Source organism: Nostoc spongiaeforme FACHB-130, assembly GCF_014698475.1.
Lineage (GTDB): Bacteria > Cyanobacteriota > Cyanobacteriia > Cyanobacteriales > Nostocaceae > Nostoc_B > Nostoc_B spongiaeforme.
In genome coordinates, this window is the sequence record NZ_JACJTB010000009.1 from 81743 (window position 1) to 103506 (window position 21764).

Below are 21764 nucleotides of genomic sequence, written 5' to 3' on the forward strand. Positions count from 1 at the left end.
TACAAATAGCTTCCTCTGCCCCTCTGCTCCCTCTGCCTCCTCTGCTTGCCTATCTGTATCATTTTTTAAGTGAAATGGTATTAAGGGTTGATTGGTAAGCTTTTTAGCCATCCATCTGTCGCAATCATTTTTCAATTTTGTATGACGCACAATGATGAAAAACTTAGACGCGCAAGCGGCTTACAGCAGGGTATCGCAAAAGTTGCATAGACACGAAGTTATATGAGTTTGAGAGAGTTCTTGCGTAAGTCCTAATTAAGTCATCATGGGCGGCAGAAAACGCTCCTCAACGTAACTGAGGATTTTGGCAGCCCGATTTTCCCAAGAAAACTGTTTGACAAATTCCAAAATTTCTGGATAACCATCAGCTTTTTTAGGATGAGTTTCTAAAACCTTTTGCAGGGCGGCGGCAAATTGATGTGGATTATCTGGTTCACACCAAGCCGCGATCGCTGGCGTATTTTTGAACTCTTCTAATGAGATAATTTCTGTAGCAACAATGGGGTTTCCCGAAGCTAGATAATCAAAGAGTTTCAAGGGAGAAGTAAAAGTAGATGCTGGCCCAGAACAATGGGGATGAGCTAAAACATCAGCAGCCTGTAATAAAGAAGCTAGTTCATTATGGAGAACATAACCCAAGAAGGTGATATTATCTACCTGTTGAGATTGGGCTAATTTTTGATAATGCTCAACTTCTTTTGCTTCACCACCTGCACAGACAAACTGGACATTAGGCATTTGTTTAGCAACATCAATTAAAATATCAATGCCTTTAAATTTCCTTAATGCTCCTGCATAAACTACCAATTGCGATCGCTGATTTTGCAATAATTTTTGCCTCCATTCTGCTGCTTTTTCGGGCTGTCTCTGCATAAATAAACGATTAAATCCATTATGGATTTTAATCAATTTTTCCGGTGGCATACCATGTTGAATCATACTTTCGCGGACTGTATCTGCAACTGTCACAGCAACTTGAAACAAAGGATGATTTACTATTTCTGGCTCAAATTGCTTATCTTCATGGTGATGATGCTCATAAATTGCCGGAATCCCATATTTTATTGCGGCTTTGATAAAATTCCAATTCCAAGCATGAACAATTTTCGTAGTTGCTCGGATATAAAATGGAAAATAATACTTGGTGGCGACAGTGTTAGAGTTAGTGAATTTAGTTTTCCAGTGATCAATAGGCCAAGGCATTGGTAGCCTTATTACTTGTAATTTATCTTGGAAATTATAATATTTAATAACACTTTCTGGTGGTTTTTGTGGTTGGCAAGGACGCAACAAATGAATCAGATTAATTGCTTGCAATCCTTGCTGAGGATAAATCAAAACTGTCGGACAACCTAAGTTAGCTGCTCCATTGGCGGCGTTAGCAGCCTGTACACTAGAAGCTGTAGGTTCAGGCAATTTTTCCAGAAAAAAGAAGTTATAGTTTTTTGGCAAAATTTTTGTTTTCATAATGGTTAGATTTTGTCTTCAAGTTTTTCTATTTGAGCTATGATTTCTTGCATAATTGTTAGTATTCATGCGAAAATTTATCGGTAAGCAATTGATTTTATGGAGAATCCCAACCTAGTAGACTGTGTAACTTGGAAATCATATTGTTACGAATTAGCTAAAGTATTTAATATTTGAGAGTAGTACCAATGATTACGTTCTCGATATTCATTAAGGCTTTCAGGGTAAGCTTTGCAGTCTTTTAGATAATTCTGCCAATCATCCGTTTTGCAAAAAAATTTATTTTTATAATACAACTCAAAAAAAGTTTTACCAAATAGTGAAAACTTAATTTTTTGTTGTAGCCACTTTTGTACAGGCAAGATTGCAGGAGTATGTTTGAGTGTGTAAAACTTACTACTAAATGGAAAACATAAAACTTTTCTTCCCAGTAAAGTCCCCCAATATGCTCCGTGATAAGAACTTGTTAATATGGTTTCACCAGAACCCAAAAAATCTAAAATTTCCTCAATATTTTGATTATTATTAGTCATTTTGGGAAAATCCCGAATCTTTATTTGGAATTTTTTATGAGAAAAAACTACAAATTCATGTTTGATCTCTCTTTTTTTGTCGAAAGCTGGGTGCATACAACTAGCACAAGGAACCCAATTATATTTATTGACGAAATCTCGAACGCCAATTAAATCAAAGTTTTCCAGATATTGAGAATAGTTAAAGTTCTGTAATTCTGCGAGTGTATAAGAATTACCGTAGAGTTGCTGACCAATACCCCAAGCGATTAATTTTGTACCTGCTTGAGATTCAACAAGCTTTGAAAATGATTGCAAAAATGGAGAATATAGTAGTCCACCTCCACCTACAATAATGTGTTTATCTCTTGCATCTTCAAGGTTGATGGTTCTGATATCAGCTTGCTCAACAGTATATCCAGGAAAATTAAAATATTTTGTAGGAACAGAAAATAAATCTCCTATGTTGGTTGAATCAATGACATGGTAATTGATAATTGATTTCATACAAGCACTCATTTAAGAACTAAAACTAGCATTAAATTATCTCTAATTTACCTAATTGATATAAAAACCAACATAGCTATAGTGTTAACTCAACTTTGTGATTTAAATAATCGTTGACAACTTCATTAATCTCCGACATGAATTTCTGAGTGGAGAATAAATTTTTTTGATTGTTTAAAGATTCAATCAGCTTGTTTTGTTTATCTGAATTACTTAAAACTTCAATGATTTTTTCTACAGCTTCTTCTTCTGTATTGAAAAATAATTCTTCATTATGCTGACCAATGATTTCAATTTGCCCACCTTCACTTTTCACAAAGGGAATAGCACCAGCTTTCACCATTTCTGCAATCGATATACCAAAAGGTTCTTTCTTAAAGTGAATTCCATACTTGCATTTAGAAAGAATTTTGACATATTCTTTATAAGGCAAATCTTTATGTACAGTTATCCATGATGAGTTTTCAGACACTAATTTTTTCATTAAATTCGTGTACTGCCATTCATAAATACCCCCTCCTCCACCAGTGATGTGAAGTTTAATATCAAAACCTCGTTCACGAACTAGCCGGAGAATTTTAATTACTTTATGTGGTTCTTTCGCTTTAACAATTCTACCGCTACAAATGAATGCTTCTTCTTTTTCATTCCATGCTAGATTCGGTACATCAATGACAACAGGAGGATACACCACCCTGGCATCAATACCATAGATTTTTTTAGTAATATCTGCAACACAATAAGAATTTACTATAGAAATATTTTTTAAAATTTGCTCTTCAGAGAAATTAGATATTTTTCGATGGATTTTTTTACCCTCAAGAACTTTAATCCAATGAATATACTGAATACCAACTTGACCCATATCCATTGCATTATATGCAGATAAAACTAAGTCATATTGCTGACTATGCTGTTTAAAAAAGCGGATTAGAAGATGAAAAAAAGCCATTCTAATATCTTTGCTATTAGCCATCATGAAGTAGCAAAGTTTGGTGATAGGTGCAGGAAGAAGATTTTTAATTTTAATGTCTTCATTTAATAAACTAGTTCCATACATCGAATTTAATCGATCAAGTTCAATTTTTCCAAGGGTAAATAAAGTTAAATCATATTTATCTTTTAATGCTTGAATAATCCATAGCCCTACTGCTTCAGCACCACCACCCATAAAATATGGGTAGTACACAGCTATTTTTTTCATAAATTAATACTCTGACAGATAATAGTTAATATTATCCAGTATAAAAATAAGCGTCAAGGTAGCGAACACCTAATAATTCATATGTAAGAATCAGTTTCGATTTACAAGTATAAATTAACAACTTTACTGTTTACTTTTTAATCTCAGAGATGATTTATAAAGTAAATCTCAAGTAGTGGCGTGTCAATCCTAAAGTAGTGCAAAAATTAGTTCTTGGTTTGTGGGCATCTTGTCCACACTGAACGAGCTTCTAGCCCATCCTACAAGATAATTTTAATGCAACATTTTAGTATAGACAGTCCAATACCAGAATTTTATTTTTACTTGATTAATAAACTATAAAGCCTTTTATTTTATAATTTTATTTTTTCTATTAACTCGACCTTATCTAATAAATAAATAGCCAAATTATAAGATTCAGTAATTAATTTGTTTTGTTCTTCATTATTATCTACTAAACCATCTGTAAGTAAAACTAAATCACTCAGAATATTATTTATTTGGGTTGGAAATTGCTCAAATTTTTGCATCAAATCAATATCATTTTTATCGTTACTATTTTTTTGTGCTACCAATGAAGATGAATGTAAAGTAATTTGTAATCTGATAGTTTCTTCAAAAATCTCAATGTGAATCATAATTTTTAATGCAGACTTGTATGCTTCATTTAAGAGTTCTTGACGTTCTTGAGCATCATCTATCAGTCCATCCATTAACAATCTTAAACAACCAATCATAGAATTTAGTCGCGTCCTAATCTCATAGGAGACACGAATAAAAGCTAGATTAGATTGTTTTGAGGTTTCTTCCTGTTCACCAAATTGCATTGAATAGAGACGTGAATAGTAACCACCTTGTTGTAAAAGTTCTTCATGGGTTCCTAATTCCACTACACGTCCTTGATCGAATACAGCAATTTGTTCAGCTTTTTGTACGGTAGAAAGGCGGTGTGCAATCACTAAAGTTGTGCGATCGCGGCTGAGTTCCTCTATAGCACCTTGTACCAAACGTTCAGAAACGGTATCTAATGCACTTGTTGCTTCGTCTAAAATCAAAATTTCAGGATTTTGCAGCAAAGCACGAGCTATAGCTAGACGTTGGCGCTGTCCACCAGATAACATCACACCGCGATCGCCTACCATAGTTTCAAATTCTTGGGGTAACTTACAGATAAACTCGTAGGCGTTAGCACGTTTACTTGCTATGAGAATTTCTTCATCGCTGGCATCTGGTTTACCGTAGGCGATATTATTTTTGATTGAGTTATTAAACAGAAAAGTATCTTGACTAACGATACCCATTGCTTTTCGTAAAGATTGTATATCAAATTGACGCAAGTCAACCCCATCGATAGTAATACAACCAGATATAGGGTCATAAAATCTCGGTAATAAATCAGCTAAAGTTGATTTACCTGCACCGGAAGTACCTACCAAAGCTAAAGTTGTACCTTTTGGTAAGTATAAATCTACATCTTTTAATACCAACTTTTCATGTTGGGGATAAGCAAAAGATATCTGATTAAAATGTATGCCTTTCTCTATTTTTGTGTATATCTCTTTACCATTGAGCATGAAAGGCTTATTGTCACGTCGTAAAAAGTCAGCAACAATATCTACACTAGTAGAATTATTAGCAAAACTACTACGGAGAGTATTTAACTGTGACACAAAAGGTAGTAGTCTAAGCAGCACTAATAAATATGTAAGTAAAACTGTTGATAATGAAGCTAGTTGATCTGCAAATAATGCTCTTCCTATAAGTATAATTATTAATAAAGATATCACTCCAGCAACTTCGCTGCTTGGTGCAATGATTTCGGAATTAATTTGAGATTTAAATTCAGCTTTTTCCCGCTCAATAATTAGTGTATTAATTTTGTTATATGTTCTTTCTTCATTGGCAGTTGCCTTTACTAAACGAATACCGCTTAAAGTTTCGATTAAAGTATTTGTTAATTTTTTTGATATTTCAGATAGCAATTTTCCAAAACTTTTTGATCTCGAAATTGCATACTGATTGATTAATGTAATAAAAGCTAGTAAAGCTGTTGTACAAATTGTCAATTGCCAAGAAATTGATAATAATAAAAATATAAATACTAAAATTGTAATTCCAATAATTAATAATTTAATTAAATTATTCAGCGAATTTGCAGCACGGGGAATTTCTGAATTCAGACTATTCATTAAATCACCAAGTTTAGCCTTGGTATAATAATTAATATCAACATCTAGCAATATTTTTACACCAGCTTTTCGCATATCTGATATTAATATGCGGGATACAGAACTGGAGGATAAACTACTAGCGTATGCAGCAGCATTTTTTAAAAAAATTGTGCATATAATTACCCCTGCCATTACTAAATTACGGTAATTCTCCGGGACAGTGTTAAAAGGTAACATGATACCTTTAATAATAGGTGGTGCATTAGTTAAATCTATATCTTGACCTACAATTCTTAGAATTATAGGCACTAGCATTGCTGTGCCTATACCATTAAATAATGCTCCAGAAAATCCCAACATTATTGTTAAGACAATTCTGTAGGGGTAAGGTTTAGTGAAGTTTATTAATTGCTTAATATTAGTCATTAACTTATTATTAAAATATTCAAATATTTGATAAAATATGTTTTATATAAAATCAGAAAAGATTTGCGATAAAATTTTAACCATAGTATCAAGGCTATAATATTCAATACATCTTTTTCTAGCCATCTTTCCTTTTTCATTAGCATCATCTAAATGCAGAAATATTTCTTGAATTTTTTCAGCTATTTGTTCAGGACAACTAGATTCAACTAAGTAACCGTTTTCTCCTAAAATTTCGGGAATATCCCCGACCTTAGTCGCCAATATTGGTTTTGCCATTGCCATCCCATCTGTCAATTTCAATGGAAATTGAGCTAGAGCAGCTGGCGTATTTCTCTGCGGGACAACTATAACGTGAGCTGCGGCAACAATTTTAGGCATTTGGCTAGAAGGATATGTGGGTAACTTAATAATCCAACGCCCCCATTTTTCCATAAGTTGAGCATCATAATCATCATAGGGACTACCGCCAACAATTACTAGCTTTAAATCAGGCTCATTCAATTTTTCTAATGCTATCAATACATCTTCAACACCTTTGTATGGTCTAGGCGCACCAGGAAACATTAATACTCGATAGCCAGAAAGTCCATAAAGCGCCCTACTTTCTTCAGGATCATAAAGATTAGGATTAAACAGATTTGTATCTTTTCCATTGGGCAAGTAAACACCGCCAAATCGCTCTCTTAAAAATTGAGTATGAACTGTAATCACATCGGCTTTATTTGCCATACCTTCCACTGTCTTTAAATAGAGCGGATGATCTGGATATCTTAATGCACCATCTTTTTTAAGAACATCTCGTAAAAACTGCTTGGCTGGAGGGCGATATTGCCATTTTTCACCTCCATGCCAACTTAATTCCCAATCATCTATATCTAAAATTACTGGTCGATGATTACTTAATTTTTGCAGCAAAGCTAAACCGAAAGTGGTGGGCTTAGGTCGCATAGCATAAATAATATCACCATCTAGTTTTTTTAGAAGTTGATATGCTGATTGAATAAATTGTGGATATTTATAACCAATAATCTGACTAACTAAAATTTCCGATTGAGATATTACTGCTGGCTCATCACCAAAATTAAATCCGATAATTTCTACTTGATGATCAAGTTTTTGCAGTGCTTGAGCTAATAAAAAAGAACGAACACCTCCGCCTCCCCATCTTCCTGCTCCAGCACCTGAGAGGTCACTGACAAGAATTGAGATTTTTAATTTATTTTTGCTTGGTTGCTTACTCACAATATCTTATATTTGTAATCTTTGTCAGCGAAATATGAAATGAGCAATGCTCTGCTAAACCAGAGGCTACCAGTTCATAAATTTTAACTGCCCTGTTTGAATTTCGTCTAGTATACGGTTAATCTGGCGGCGTACTCTATCGCTGAATTGACCATTTGCAAATACATGAGAAAGCAGCAATGTATGGTCTTGGCGGCTCATCTTTCCTGACGAAATGATTTTATCTACGATTTTTTTAATAGCAATTTCTGATTGACTATCAACATTAATGTAGATAGACGGGTGATCGCTCATTATTTCTCCTGAAAAATCCAAAAAATTACGGGTGTATTTGTTCACTGAAGTATAGGTAAATGCACCCCAGCTCAAGATTAATTTCGGTAGTCAATAGCAAATATGTACACCCGTTGATAACGGTCTTTTTAGCGATTTTTAGAACTAAAAAGAATACAATCAATCTAACTTCGGACTTACTGATACTCCCAGAGGATTTTTACTGAGAAAAATCATAGTTTTTTAGGAGTTTTTACGATGTTTTCAGTATAAGCACGGTTGTAGATGAATATAGCTCATGCAATTTAACCGCTAGAATAAATAAAACCACAAGGTTACAGTATCTCAAAAAGTACCAAGAATTAATTATTTCAGGGAGTTAAGAGGAAATGCGGGTATTCCGTCTTGAGGCACTCTCAGATAACTACATATTCTTACTGCACAATAGTCAAGAAAATATTGCCGCAGTTGTCGATCCAGCCGAGGCCGAACCAGTGCTGTACAAACTTGCAGAACTGAATGCTGAGTTAGTCGCTATTTTCAACACTCACCATCATCATGATCATGTCGGTGGCAATCAACAGTTAATGCAACGCTTCCTGAAACTCACAGTCTATGGTGGGGCTGAGGATAAAGGGAGGATTCCTGGACAGCAGATATTTCTGCAACAAGGCGATCGCGTTTTGTTTGGCGATCGCACTGCGGAAGTCATCTTTGTTCCCGGCCATACTCGCGCCCATATTGCTTATTACTTTCCGCCCCAAACAGCAGACGAACCGGGAGAATTATTTTGTGGGGATACTTTATTTGCTGGTGGTTGTGGTCGCTTGTTTGAAGGCACACCTACACAAATGGTCTCATCTTTAGAAAAAATTCGTTCCCTACCAGATAATACCCGTGTCTGGTGCGCCCACGAATATACCTTAAAAAATTTACAATTTGCCTTGACTGTAGATGGTGAGAATACTGACTTACAACAACGCTACGCAGAAGTAAAAACTTTTCGCGATCAAGGTAAAGCCACCGTCCCCTCTCTGCTGGGAGTAGAAAAGCGTACCAATCCTTTTTTGCGTTGCGAACAACCATCCCTACAAACAGCCGCCAAAAGTAACGATGCAGTGCAAACATTCGCCCGCATTCGCGGAATGAAAGATCAGTTTTAACTAGTAGTCATTAACTCTTCTCCCTTGTCTCCCTTGTCCGCCTTCCCTTATCTCCCTTGTCCCCCCTTCCCCCCTTCTTCCCCACTTCCTATGTCTTACGCTTCCGCCTTTAGTCCCAACTACGCTACTGCACGATATCGGTTTTGTGCGGCGGTGCAGGCTTTGGGTTGTCAATTAGAAACTTATTCCATTGACCAAACAGGCCCGGATGAGGAAGACTTAACTATCGATGTGGCAATATTAGGAGACGTTCAACCTGAGCAAATTTTGGTTGTTTCTAGTGGCTTGCATGGGGTGGAGGGTTTTTTTGGTTCGGCTGTTCAATGTGCTTTGTTAGAAGAACGTCTGATTGGTTGGTGTCCCAGTTCCAGAACGGCTTTAGTATTGTTACACGCTTTAAATCCTTATGGGTTTGCTTGGGGAAGGCGTGGGAATGAAGAAAATATCGACCTGAACCGTAATTTTCTGCTACCGCATGAGGAATATACAGGTAGTCCAGAAAAGTACGGGGAATTGAATAGCTTCTTTAACCCAACTTCACCACCTTCGCCTTTTGAACCGTTTTTTATCAAAGCGATCGCTACTATTTTCCGTTACGGCATTGACTCTCTAATTAATACTTTACCTGTAGGACAATACGATTTTCCCCAAGGGTTATTTTTTGGGGGACACAGGCCAGCTAAAACATATCAAATCTTAGCGGACAATCTTCTCCGATGGATTGGTAATGCCAAAAACGTTCTGCATATTGATTTACACACTGGTTTGGGTAAAAAGGGGACTTATAAACTTTTTATTGATGATCCCCCAGATTCAGCATCAGCCCAATGGTTAATCGAAAAGTTTGGTGCTGATGTTGTAGAAACCTACCAACCAGACGGGAAGATTTATAAAATTCGCGGGGGTTTAGGAACTTGGTGTCAAGCGATGTTTCCCCAGTGTGATTACAAATTTCTCACGGCAGAATTTGGGACTTACCCAGTTATCCAAGTTGTTGAAGCATTACGGGCAGAAAATCGTGCTTATCTTTATTCTCCACCAGAACACCCTTCTCGAATATGGACGCGCCAACGACTAGAAGAAGTGTTTGCACCCGCAGATATGACTTGGCGGAATACGGTGGTGTGCAAAGGTCTTGATTTAATCGAAAAAGCAATTGAGGTTTGCTTTCCTACAGAAATAATTTAAAACTCTGCGTACTTGAAACTCGCAATATCATAAATATAAAAGATATTTTTGATGCGTTCAAGGAAGCACTCATGGCAGATATTGGCTTGACTCATATTGCACTTGGAGTAACCGACATTAATAAAAGCATTACTTTTTATCAGAAGTATGCTGGTATGAAAGTGGTACATCGCCGCACTGATGAAACTAGTAATTTTGAAGTTGCTTGGATTAGTGATTTAACTCGACCATTTGTGATTGTGCTACTGCAATTAGATAAATCACAATGCCAACCTTCATCGGGATTTCATATTGGCGTAGCTTGTAAAAGCCGTGAAGAAGTAGATTATCTGTGTCAGCAAGCAAAATCAGAAGGTTTATTAAAAGAAGGGCCGCATGACTATGGTGCGCCTGTGGGTTATTGGGCTTTTATCCGTGACCCTGATGGTTATCAACTTGAGGTTGCTTATGGTCAAGAAGTTAATTTTACAATCGCCCAAGCACAGCAACAAAAATAAGAATTAGGTGAGCATTCAGGAGTCAGAAGTGTTAAAAAATTAGGAGAAATATTTGATATATCAGTTTTATATGCTCAAAAAAATCCAACAAATTCAAGCTATTTGGGCTGACAAAAACTCAGGTAATTTAGGCGATTTTGCTATTCTTAAGTCTGATATTTTTGGTGCAGAAATTAACCAAAAAATTGCTACTAAATTACAATCAGTAGTCGGCTATTATCCTCCAATTAATCTAGAGCAATTAAGTCAATATCCTCCAGGTTCTTTTGGTCGAGAATATGCCGAACACATGCAAGCTAATCATCTTCAACCACTCAACATTAGTTCCGGACTAGATGATGTGGCAAAACGTAATGTATTTGCTTTGCGCTATGTTGTCACCCACGATATTTTCCATGTATTACTTGGCTTTGATACTACCTACGCCGGAGAAATTGGTGTGTTAGCCTTCGCGGCTGCACAAAATTATAGTAATTCTCTAAAAATCAGCTTATGGTTAGCAAAGTTTCTCTATCCAATTCTGGCACCTCAACAAATTAGAGAAATTTTCGCTAACTTAAAAAAAGGAAAAGAATTAGGAAAAACCGCAGATTTTCTTCTAGCCTATCGCTTTGAAGAACATTGGTTAGAACCCATTGATGAATTGCGAAAAAATCTAGGAATACCAGTAGTTTTGATAAAACAACAAACCTAATTATTAGCACTACATCAGCATCAAATTCTGCATTATTTTGCGCTTACTTCATACTCCTCTGCGTTACTAACTTCCTAACTAGGAGCATAACAAATGATTACTCTTCAAGAAAATTCTCAAACCAGTTATCAACTACCACCACAGGTAATTGAGCCTGCATGGTATCAGACAGCAAGGGCGATTCTCCAACCACTTGAAAATCTAGACTGGCATCAGAAAAAATATGGAGATATTTTTATTTCTAGATTTTTAGGATTGCCCTCACAAGTTATTATTAGTCATCCGCAAGCAATTCAAGAACTGTTTACGGCTGATGCTAAGTTATTTGAAACTGGCTCAGGGGGTAAAATTGTTCAACCTTTATTGGGTAGCAATTCCTTGGTTTTACTAGATGGTGATCGCCACTTACAACAGCGTAAACTTTTAATGCCGCCTTTTCATGGGGAAAGGATGAAAGCCTATGGTAATTTGATTTGTGAAATTGCAACTCAAGCCACAAGTCAATGGCAAATTGGACAAGTATTTCTCGCTCGTCCGAGTATGCAAGAAATTTCTTTGAAGGTGATTTTACGTGCTGTTTTTGGACTAACAGAAGGCGAACGTTACCAACAAATTCAACGCATTTTAATTGAAATGTTGGATACTTTTAATCAACCTTTAAGTGTTGTTTTCTTATTTTTCCCATCATTACAAAAAGATTTAGGCGCTTGGAGTCCTTGGGGTAAATTTATTCGCCGCAGACAGCAGCTTGATGAGCTAATTTATCAAGAAATTCGAGAACGTCGTCAGCAACCAGAATCCCAAGGTGAAGATATCTTCAGTTTGCTTTTGTCGGCACGCGATGATAATAATCAACCCATGAGTGATGTAGAATTACGTGATGAGTTGATGACTATGTTGTTTGCTGGCCATGAAACTACTGCGATCGCATTAGCTTGGGCTTTATATTGGATTCATTATCAACCAGAAGTCCTCGAAAAACTGCTGCAAGAACTCAACTCTATTGATATTGCAAATGCAGACCCCACAACTATCGCGCAACTACCATATCTCAATGCTGTCTGTTCCGAGACACTGCGAATTTATCCAATTGTTTTCTTTTGTTTGCCGCGGATTTTACAAGCTCCGATGCAATTGATGGGTTACGATTTACCCAAAGGCATGACAATCTCTGCTTGTATTTATTCAACTCATCATCGTCCAGATATTTACCCCGAACCTGAACGTTTTCGACCAGAACGTTTTCTCGAACGCCAATTTTCTCCTTATGAATTTTTGCCTTTTGGTGGTGGAAATCGTCGCTGCTTAGGTATGGCGTTTGCTTTATTTGAAATGAAATTAGTGCTGGCGACTATCATCTCTCACTACTCATTAGAACTGTTAGAAAAAGCTCCCCTCAAACCTGTACGTCGTGGCATAGTATTCACACCTGCTGGTGGTGTGCGTTTAATGGTGAAGCATAAGTTTTAAATTGTCAGAATTTGGGAGTCAGAATGTTAGAAATGTTAATTTAAGCTTCTTCTAGTACTTTTATGGGTATGCTAATCACAAACTCAGTTCCTTCTCCTGGTGTCGAAACACAATGTAATTCTCCACGGTGTTTTTTGACAATAATTTGATAGCTAATAGATAAGCCCATACCTGTACCTTTGCCTACAGGTTTGGTGGTAAAGAAGGGGTCAAAGATGCGATCGCGGATTTTGGCGTTGATTCCGGGGCCATTGTCTGTAATACTAATTTTGATGCGATCGCTTGCTTGTAGTTGAGTACGAATCTGAATTTGTGGGTGAGCTATAGCAATTTCTTCTAAAGCATCAATGGCATTGGTTAACAGGCTCATAAATACCTGATTCATCTGTCCAGGATGACACATGACCTGTGGCAAATCACCATACTCTTTAATCACTTCAATTCCAGTAGATTCTGGTTGAGATTTCAAGCGATTTTGCAACAGTAACAAGGCATTATCAATACCTTCGTGAATATTCACCAATTTCATACCTTCTTCGTCAACTCGTGAGAAATTGCGTAAAGATAAAACAATCTGGCGAATACGCTCGGCTCCAGTATTCATCGAGTCGAGAACTTTAGGCAAATCATGGCGGATAAAATCTAAATCAATGGCATAAATTTCTTGGTGAGCTTCTGGTGTTCGGGGGGAAAATTGCTGTTGATAAATTTCAATTAAATGTAATAAATCCTGAACATAATCATTGGCATATTTCAGATTGCCATAAATGAAATTCACCGGGTTATTGATTTCGTGGGCAATACCCGCTACCAATTGTCCCAAACTCGACATTTTTTCTGATTGAATGAGTTGAGACTGGGTTTGTTGCAGTTGTCGCAAGGCCTCTTCTAACTGCTGAGTTTTGGTGCGAAACTTAGTTTCTGATTTTCTTAAAGCTTTTTCTATCCGCTGTCTGCGGATTTCTTCGCGTTTGCGGACTGTGATATCGTGACAAATACCCAAAAAGTAGATAATACTACCACTGGCATCTTTTATGGCTGATAAGTAGCAACTGTGCCATCGCCATGTACCATTTTTATGTTTAACACGATATTCAATCGCGTCTTGCTGTTCACCTGTAATTAAAGCTTTGGTGAAATAATCTGTACAAGCTGATAAATCTTTGGGATGTAAAAAAGCAGCAAATGGCTGACCTTCAACTTCTGACACCTCATGCCCTAAATTTTCACTCCAGTTAGGAGACACGTAAGAAAATAAACCATCAGGAGTGAGGGCTGAAATAATATTGTTGGCATTTTCTACAATAGTCCGAAAATGATCACCACATTCTAAAAAAGCTTCTTGGACTATGTGAGTAATATCGCGCAACAACACAATAATTTCGGTTGATTCTACGGGCAGTAATTGAGCTTCACAATGGGCTTTATTGTTGCCTACATACAAACTATATGCAAAACTAACTACAGATTGTGTTTGCCGAACTTGATTGATGGCTTGATGAAAGCGAATAGCCACAGATGCTGGGAAGCACTCTAATAATTGCTTACCTGGAGTAATTTTTGCTTGGTTAATAAAATTAAAAGTCTTATTTGCTTGATGTTCTAATATAATGCCTTGGGTATCAATGCGAAAGTAGATATCTGCAAGCTTTTGTAAAATTGCCTGCACTTGATAATTTGACTGATTAGCGGTTTTCGCTTCTAGCTCATGATTAGCGCCGGCTCGTGTTATATTAATTAACTTGCGATCGCTCGTATTTTTTTTATTGCGCTTCGGCACTACTTTCGCGCTTTCATCTTTATTATTTAACTTCTGCACCCTTTCAGAGAACACTTTTACCTGCCTAGTTATGCGGAGATTTATATTATAGAAAACTCGTCAAAAACTATATTTAGTTGTCGATAAAATAATGATTTTAGAATTTTATAAACTGCACTGAAACCATCAATCCTAGCCGATATTAATGTTATTGACTATCACCTCAGCAAAACATCTATCTTGAGAATGGTCATCAAGTTGATTAAATAAAATTTTGAGTAAATAAAATCTATCATAGTTTTTGGGCAGCAAAATCAATTATGCTTAAACTTTTAAGTATTAAAATTGAAATTTGTATGAAAATAAGCCAAGAATCAGAATAGCTGATACTTGATGCTAAAGATTTACAGAAATTAAAGGTTTTTGATATTGATAATTACAATGGGTAACTTTTAACTACCTCAATATACAAGTTTCCTAGAATACATAGCTTTTTCTCACCAGTCAAATCAAAATCACCTGCTATGCAACTGCTGTTAATCTACTCTATATCTTAACCTCACCCAACAGATTTAATTTTTAGAAATAATATTTTTAATCATTTACTTAATAAATTTTATACCATTGATACAAAAAATCTCCGTAGAAGTTAATCCCAACTTGATTTTTGCCATAATTCTATGAACCATTTTTAAAACACAAAAATTATCAAAAAGTGATTTTGCTAAAGTGCAAAGTTGTGCATCCAGACTCATATATCTGAGAATCTAGGTTACAAAGTTAAATTTTGGTTAAAAATTACTGGAATTGAGTTTTTACATAGAATAAATATCTATTTGCTTGAGAAATGTTATACCTGAATGCTACCCAATTCCCAATCAATGTAGGCATCCGGTTTGATTTCCAAATTTACTTGTGTTGACATCAATCAGATATGACTCACTAAAATCCGAAACAACATAACATCTGCTATCAACTTTTATGTTATAAAACTCACATAAATTTTATTTTTAAAGGTAACTATTCTATGGAACTAGAAAGACTCGCATATTTTAAAGAATACGGTGAATTTATACTGCAAAAAATTAACTCTGTCCCGCAGTATCCTTCTCAACAAGAAGACTGGGTTCCCGCCAGTTTAGATGAATGTCTGGCGCGTCTGCGAGAAACTGCGGAAAAAACCATAGAACTTGCCACCTCACCAGTCAAAATTGGCGTGATGGGAGAATTTAGTAGTGGTAAAACCTTACTTTTGGGCAGTTTAATTGGCTATGCCGATGCTTTACCAGTTAACGAAAACCCAACTACGGGGAATGTTACAGCCATTCACCTCGTCGCCCAAGATGAATTTGCCACAACCCAAGTCGGCAATTTTACGGTAGAGTATCTTTCCCATGAAGGGGTGAAAGAGTGTTTGCGGTTTATGTTAGCAGAAGCGAGTCGCCGTTCCGCCGCCGCCGGACTTGTACCTGTACAACTCGCGCAGTTAAACTCTGGTAAAGAAATTCTGGCTTGGTGTGAGCAAGCGTGGAACCAAAGTAATAATTTAGAGTTGCGCTATTTGCTGCGGGAGTTGGTGTTATTTGTGCGTGCTTACGCTTCTTATGGTGAGGCGATGTGTGGTGGACGCTATCAAATTGATCATGCCACAGCCCAGGAAGGTTTACAGCTGCCAGAACAGCCAATGGCTATCCAAACTTTCCGGTTTACAGACTTACCGCCAGCGCATATCCGCTTACCCAGTCCACCGCATAAATTAGCATCAAAGTTATTACAAAATAGCTTCTCCTTAATTCGCCGCGTTGATATTGAAGTGAAAATTTCGCGGGAAATTTGGGATGTCACCGATGCTTCTGAATTTATTTTGTTAGATTTTCCGGGTTTGGGTGCGGCGAACTCTGGCGCGAGGGATACATTTTTATCGCTACGAGAGTTGGCGGAAGTCCAGACAATTTTAATCTTGCTCAATGGTAAATCGCCAGGGAGCGATCGCGCTCACAAAATTTTTACCATGATGCAGCAACAGCGTCCGGGACAAGACTTGAAAGATTTGATTTTGGTCGGTGTCGGTCGTTTTGACCAACTACCCCTAGAAAGTGAAGGCGGCGAACGAGAACTCGACCAATTCATTGCTGAGAACACCGCCAACACACCTTTATCTGAAGATGCTGTTCTCAAAAAACTCCGAGTTCTGCAAACAACCATCGATGGCGCGAGTGCATTCACCACTCAAAAAGACCGCATTGTGTTGTTATCACCCTTGTTGGGACTAGCAGAATTAGCCAAACGTTCCAGTAGTGTCAAAGCTGGTTCGCCAGAATTTTTATCTAACTTAGATTATCCTAATTACCTGGAAACCTCGAAACGCTTGCAGCAAAAATGGACTCGCCTCAGCGAAAGACTGCTAGAGTCGGATGCACGTAGTCAACTGGGGAGACAATTAGGTTACTTTGCTCAAGATGGCGGTATTGCCAAACTGCGCGAGTTAATTCAAAATCACGTTGCTATGCACGGACTCAAGCAACTGTATGAAGACACCCGTCGCGCGGCTGAAAGTCTCCGTCAACAACAAGAAAACCTGAAAAATATCATCGCCGAAATTCACGAACAAGGCATACCAACTCTCGATAGTCCCACATTAATTGATTTGCGTCATGCCATTGATAGTTTAGATAAAACCTACCGCAACTTCCAAAAAGAATTAGGCAAAGAACCACTCAAAGACCGTCGCGGAACTGTCGTGAGTGAAGTAGTGAAAGACGAACTCACCTTTAAAATTGTCAACTGGAACCAGTGGACTTTATTGTTTAACAAAGCCAACAACGGCGCTATTACTATCGCTGAAACTAAAGGTGCAGCCGGGAAGTTATTTGAAAGAGGAAACAGAACTAATAATACTTTGCCAACGAAGAGTGATGATTTCTATCCCACCTTTGAAAAAACTGTGCAAGAAGTCGAGATATTTGCCCGCGATCGCATCCGGCAAGCAGTGGTAGATTTATTAAATAAACTCTCCAATCAAGTAGCCGAAGCACGGGACTATCTCAAATCTCTTCTCTCTCCAGAAATGGAACAAGAAATTGAAATTGGTTTTGGTGGAGAAGAAGCCGACTTATTTTATAAATTACTGTTAGGTTCCGACCCCAACCAATGGAAAGAAGCTATTCTTGCAGAACTGAATAGTAAAGACAAAGAAATTGCTCCCGAATTGATATTTCCTCTCGCACGCCAAGACGAAAAACACAACATTGGTCAAATATTTGATTGGTCACCAGAACGAAATCAAAATTCACCCAGAGCCAGCCATCATCAAATGTTAGTATTACGTTTGCGTGATGAAATTACGGCTAGTGCCAGCTTACATTTAGTGCAGTATGTCAGTGAAGTGAATCAACAAGTCAATTCAGAAATAGAAGGCATTTTAGACCAAATTATTCCCACACTGCAAAATATTTCCAAAAAAGAAGCATTACTGAGATATCTTGCTGCTGGCGACTCACCACCAAAACTGGCTATTCCCACTTGGTTAAATATTCTTGCAGAAATCGCCACCACTTCTGATTTAGATATCCCTAGTTACTAGGAAATTTATTTCCTAGTTCATACCTTCTTTCCTTCTTTCCTTCTTTCCTTCTTTCTTTTCTTCCTTTGTGTCCTTTGCGTTCTTTGCGGTTCGTTTAAAAAATGTAGATAGTTTAATGGTGAGATAGTAAATTTATTTATCGATAAATTATACCTTTGCGCGAAATAAAAAAAAGGAAACTAAAAATGCCAGTAGAAATTCGCCTCCCTCCACGCTTTCAAGTCCAAGTTAACGACAACGAATATTTAGAACTTCCCACCATTCAACTAGTCGCTATTGGTAATAATGTACCCCACATTGCCCGGATCAACTTCTCCGTTAAAGGTACACCCAGCGAACTAATCACCCAAATTCAAAAAGCATATAAACCCTTTGATGCTGTCACTCCAAAAATTTCCCAAATCGGACAGCTAGAACAATATCCTTGTAAATTAGAGAAACCTTTAACCGAACCAATCAACTGTACCTTACAAGTAATTGTTGAATATTTTGATTCCGACTTTTCAGGGGAACCAGTATTATCTGAACCGCGACAAGTTCAGGCTGTTTGTTATTTATGGACACCATCTACTGCTGAAGCGCAAATTATGAATTCTGAGTCACTACCAAACCCGCCGGAAGAACCAGTTAAATATCAACCAGTCAAAAGATTTCCGGGATGGTTTGCTTTAGATTTTGGTACGTCGAATTCTACCGTGACTTTGTTCGACCCGATAGAGATTCCCATTGCCGAAATTTTACCACGAGAGCAGGAATTAAGATTGCGCGATCGCCTGTTGCAATGGCTCAATTCTCCCGCTTCCGAAGCATTACCAGATATCAGCGAAGTTGAGTGGCAAAAATTTATTATTGATATTAGTAAAAACTTAGAAATAGAACCTAGTCATTTAAGCGAAATTTTTGAAAGTGATAACAGAGAAAGATTTTTAGAAGCAATTCGCCAAATCGAATTATCTTTAGGTAATAGCGAAAAATTTCAACGCGCCGCTAGTAAGAAATTATATCAAATCTATCACGAGGTTTTTCGCGTTCCCACCTTAGAATCGCAAAATTTAATTCCCGTAGTTCTAGATATTGACCGCCGTGATAGTGAAATTCCCAGCGAGTTAGAAATTTCCAACTTAGAAGTATTAAAACTGAAAATGGGGCGAGAAGCAAGAGATAATCGAAAAAAAGCAATAGCCCAAGGAAGCAGCAGTTCTTTAAAAGAAATTATCAGTCGGTTTCATCATTCACCAAAGCGGTATTTTGGGCAAAACAAAACATTCCCCGTAATGTTAAATGATACCGAAGTTAATATTAATGTTAACCAATTAATTCAAGCCGCTTGGGCGCATTTAATTGATTTAACCGAAGATTACCGCCAACGCGCTAGACGCAGATTTTCTGAAGGTGAACTGTTAACCGCCGTTGTTACCTATCCCACCGTTGCACCGCCAGTAGTTCGTAAAGAAGTGAAGCAATTAGTTGAACAATTAGGTATTGATGATGTGCAAACAGCTTATGATGAAGCTGTTTCTGTAGCGATATTTTTCTTGTGGCGAGAATTTGGTGGGAATTTAAATATTGGGATTGAATCTTTTAAAACTCGTTGTCGCCGCGATGGCAATAAATGGTCGCAAAATGTATTAGTTTTAGATATTGGTGGCGGTACAACAGACTTAGCATTAATTGAACTAACCTTAGAAGATAAAACCCCATTCTTTGCCAATAATGAAGACCGAGGATTAGGTGGCAGGTATTATAAATTAACGCCAAAACTATTAGGTTCATCGGGACATTTACAACTCGGTGGCGAATTAATTACACTGCGAGTATTTAGGTTATTAAAAGTTGCGATCGCAGATTTTCTTCTAACAGCAGTTACCCGTGGTGATATCAACAGCGAAAAACTCGAAGACTTAATTAGTTCTGAATTAAACGAGCGTTTTCTTGACCAAGGTAAATTCAAAACAGGCAGCTTATTAAAATGCCTAGATAGAGAAAATCCCGAAGGTGATACAGCTTATAAAGATGCCTTAGATACAGCCGAAAAAGTCTTACCGACCCGTTGGCAACAAGCACCACAACGCTTACAAACCTTCTACACACTGTGGGATTATGCAGAAGCCGCCAAACTCAAACTCGGACAAAAATTACCAGCCGATAATTCACTTTTAACCTTTACAATCTCTGAACAACAAATTGCCGAACTTCTCACTCAAAGCGCAATTAAATATCAAATTCATAACCCCGATAATATTGCCGTCACCCTAGATAATCAACAATTTGAACGTGTCGCCACCTCCGCTATCAAAGAAGCCATTGGTATTGCAAAAGGCTTAATGGAAAGCCGCTTACGTTCCGACGATAACACCATCGATGCTTGGAATACTCACAAAGTTGACTGGTTAATTCTCTCTGGAAAAACTTGTAATCTCGACTTAGTACAACGTCATATTTACCAAGAATTTAGCAAGTCTCCCTACTTCGTTTGGAACCCAGAACGCATCACCTTTGTTTTAGAATTTACTAAACTCGCCACCTCCGCAGGTGCGTGTTACGCCGAAAAATTGCGCCGACTCAGATTTGACCCCGAAGAATCAAAAGCACTCCTACAAAAAGGCGCAAATCAATTAGAAATAGACGTGAAAAATCTATTTTATTACTTACCTTGTAACTTCAAACGCAAAACCCAAAGTAACGAACTACTACCAATCTTTAAAGCAGGACAAGAACTCCATCAAATTGCACCTTGGGAAACAGTCGCCAAAGTGCGTACAGCTTGGCAAGGTATACAGTTAACTAATATTATTTATCGCCAAGACTACGAAGACGGTGATTTAAGACTTTGGGGAAGCTTCGACGGTAAACATCTCATGGAAAAATTAGGGATGGAAGAAGCAGAGTTTCTCAAAAAAATCAAAGTGCAATTTGAAATTGACCAGACATTACAATTTAGCGTTTTATTATGTCAAGGAAATCCCCATTATTTAATCGATGTTCCCGGTATTGATGTCGGTTCCGCAATTCTAGCAGCTTCCGAAACCTCATTATTTGCCGACGGCAAACTAAAATGGAACATCGCCGTAGAACGACCAAATAAAGATTTAACCGATGGCGATATCGCAGTTAATGTCATCGAATCAGCAACCGTAGATCAACCAAACGCCTATCATTTAGTCTTTGAAATCGACTCAAATGATAATCAATCTCTACACGAATTTCATTACCTCCGCGATGGTTCACCCCAGCCAGGAAAAGGTTTAATTAGTAATCCCTTACCACCCTTTCCTTACACTGGACAACATACATTTTACGTCTATCAAACCGATACTGAAACTAACAGAAAAAAATGGATACGTATCGGTTCACTCAGTAAACCATCCGTCACCACAGACTACCCTTGTCAATATCGCGTCACCCTCGACAACAAAGGTATTTTGCGAATGCACCCCGGCGAAGTTCCCTACTGGACATCCACAAGTCAAGAATGTTTAAAACAAGAAGGTTGTGTTTATCGTGCGGAATTAGAATTGCAACCTAACGAAGTTGATAAAGAACGCGATCCTTTCTGTGGGATACATTAATTTTCTCCGCCTAACTCCGTATCTAAATGTAAAAAC

14 protein-coding genes are annotated in these 21764 nt (G+C 37.5%); 7 read left to right on the forward strand and 7 right to left on the reverse strand.

Going from position 1 to position 21764, the window contains the following annotated elements:
- Nucleotides 1-255: 255 nt before the first annotated feature.
- The 6 genes from H6G74_RS10050 to H6G74_RS10075 all read right to left on the reverse strand — a co-directional run bounded on the left by H6G74_RS10050 (nucleotide 256) and on the right by H6G74_RS10075 (nucleotide 7826).
- Entirely contained in the window at nucleotides 256-1467 is a 1212-nt protein-coding gene (locus tag H6G74_RS10050; RefSeq protein WP_190967526.1) for a glycosyltransferase family 4 protein, read from the reverse strand.
- Between the two features lie 146 nt (nucleotides 1468-1613).
- Nucleotides 1614-2486: a polysaccharide pyruvyl transferase family protein gene (locus H6G74_RS10055; protein WP_190967527.1), complete on the reverse strand. Its 873-nt coding sequence runs from the start codon at nucleotides 2484-2486 to the stop codon at nucleotides 1614-1616.
- Nucleotides 2487-2562: 76 nt separating this feature from the next.
- Nucleotides 2563-3690: a glycosyltransferase gene (locus H6G74_RS10060; RefSeq protein WP_190967528.1), complete on the reverse strand. Its 1128-nt coding sequence runs from the start codon at nucleotides 3688-3690 to the stop codon at nucleotides 2563-2565.
- Nucleotides 3691-4043: 353 nt separating this feature from the next.
- Entirely contained in the window at nucleotides 4044-6287 is a 2244-nt protein-coding gene (locus tag H6G74_RS10065; RefSeq protein WP_190967529.1) for an ABC transporter ATP-binding protein/permease, read from the reverse strand.
- A gap of 42 nt (nucleotides 6288-6329) precedes the next feature.
- The gene (locus H6G74_RS10070; RefSeq protein WP_190967530.1) at nucleotides 6330-7532 is read right to left on the reverse strand and encodes a glycosyltransferase family 4 protein; all 1203 of its coding nucleotides are present in this window, start codon (nucleotides 7530-7532) and stop codon (nucleotides 6330-6332) included.
- Nucleotides 7533-7598: 66 nt separating this feature from the next.
- Nucleotides 7599-7826 carry a hypothetical protein gene (locus tag H6G74_RS10075; RefSeq protein WP_190967531.1) on the reverse strand — a complete coding sequence of 76 codons (228 nt, stop codon included), beginning with the start codon at nucleotides 7824-7826 and terminating at the stop codon, nucleotides 7599-7601.
- Nucleotides 7827-8194: 368 nt separating this feature from the next.
- Between H6G74_RS10075 and gloB the strand changes: the two genes are divergently transcribed.
- The 5 genes from gloB to H6G74_RS10100 all read left to right on the forward strand — a co-directional run bounded on the left by gloB (nucleotide 8195) and on the right by H6G74_RS10100 (nucleotide 12817).
- Nucleotides 8195-8968 (forward strand): hydroxyacylglutathione hydrolase, encoded by a 774-nt coding sequence (gene gloB, locus H6G74_RS10080; RefSeq protein ID WP_190967532.1) that lies wholly within the window; start codon nucleotides 8195-8197, stop codon nucleotides 8966-8968.
- 90 nt (nucleotides 8969-9058) lie between these two features.
- A complete protein-coding gene (locus tag H6G74_RS10085) occupies nucleotides 9059-10156 on the forward strand; it encodes a DUF2817 domain-containing protein (RefSeq protein ID WP_190967533.1) in 1098 nt (365 codons plus the stop codon).
- Between the two features lie 71 nt (nucleotides 10157-10227).
- Nucleotides 10228-10653, forward strand: a complete 426-nt coding sequence (locus tag H6G74_RS10090) for a VOC family protein (RefSeq protein ID WP_190967534.1) — start codon at nucleotides 10228-10230, stop codon at nucleotides 10651-10653.
- Nucleotides 10654-10723: 70 nt separating this feature from the next.
- Nucleotides 10724-11347, forward strand: coding sequence for a Coq4 family protein (locus H6G74_RS10095; RefSeq protein WP_190967535.1), 624 nt, complete (start codon nucleotides 10724-10726; stop codon nucleotides 11345-11347).
- A gap of 93 nt (nucleotides 11348-11440) precedes the next feature.
- A complete protein-coding gene (locus H6G74_RS10100) occupies nucleotides 11441-12817 on the forward strand; it encodes a cytochrome P450 (protein ID WP_190967536.1) in 1377 nt (458 codons plus the stop codon).
- A gap of 40 nt (nucleotides 12818-12857) precedes the next feature.
- Here the strand turns inward: H6G74_RS10100 and H6G74_RS10105 are convergent, their stop codons facing one another.
- Complete coding sequence (locus H6G74_RS10105) at nucleotides 12858-14651, reverse strand: ATP-binding protein (RefSeq protein ID WP_313888473.1); 1794 nt, start codon at nucleotides 14649-14651, stop codon at nucleotides 12858-12860.
- Between the two features lie 952 nt (nucleotides 14652-15603).
- On the opposite strand from H6G74_RS10105, the gene H6G74_RS10110 reads away from it, so the two are divergent.
- Both H6G74_RS10110 and H6G74_RS10115 read left to right on the forward strand, forming a co-directional pair.
- Nucleotides 15604-18159 (forward strand): proteasome protein, encoded by a 2556-nt coding sequence (locus H6G74_RS10110; protein ID WP_190967537.1) that lies wholly within the window; start codon nucleotides 15604-15606, stop codon nucleotides 18157-18159.
- A gap of 185 nt (nucleotides 18160-18344) precedes the next feature.
- Nucleotides 18345-21728 (forward strand): virulence factor SrfB, encoded by a 3384-nt coding sequence (locus H6G74_RS10115; protein ID WP_190967538.1) that lies wholly within the window; start codon nucleotides 18345-18347, stop codon nucleotides 21726-21728.
- The last annotated feature ends 36 nt before the right edge of the window (nucleotides 21729-21764 follow it).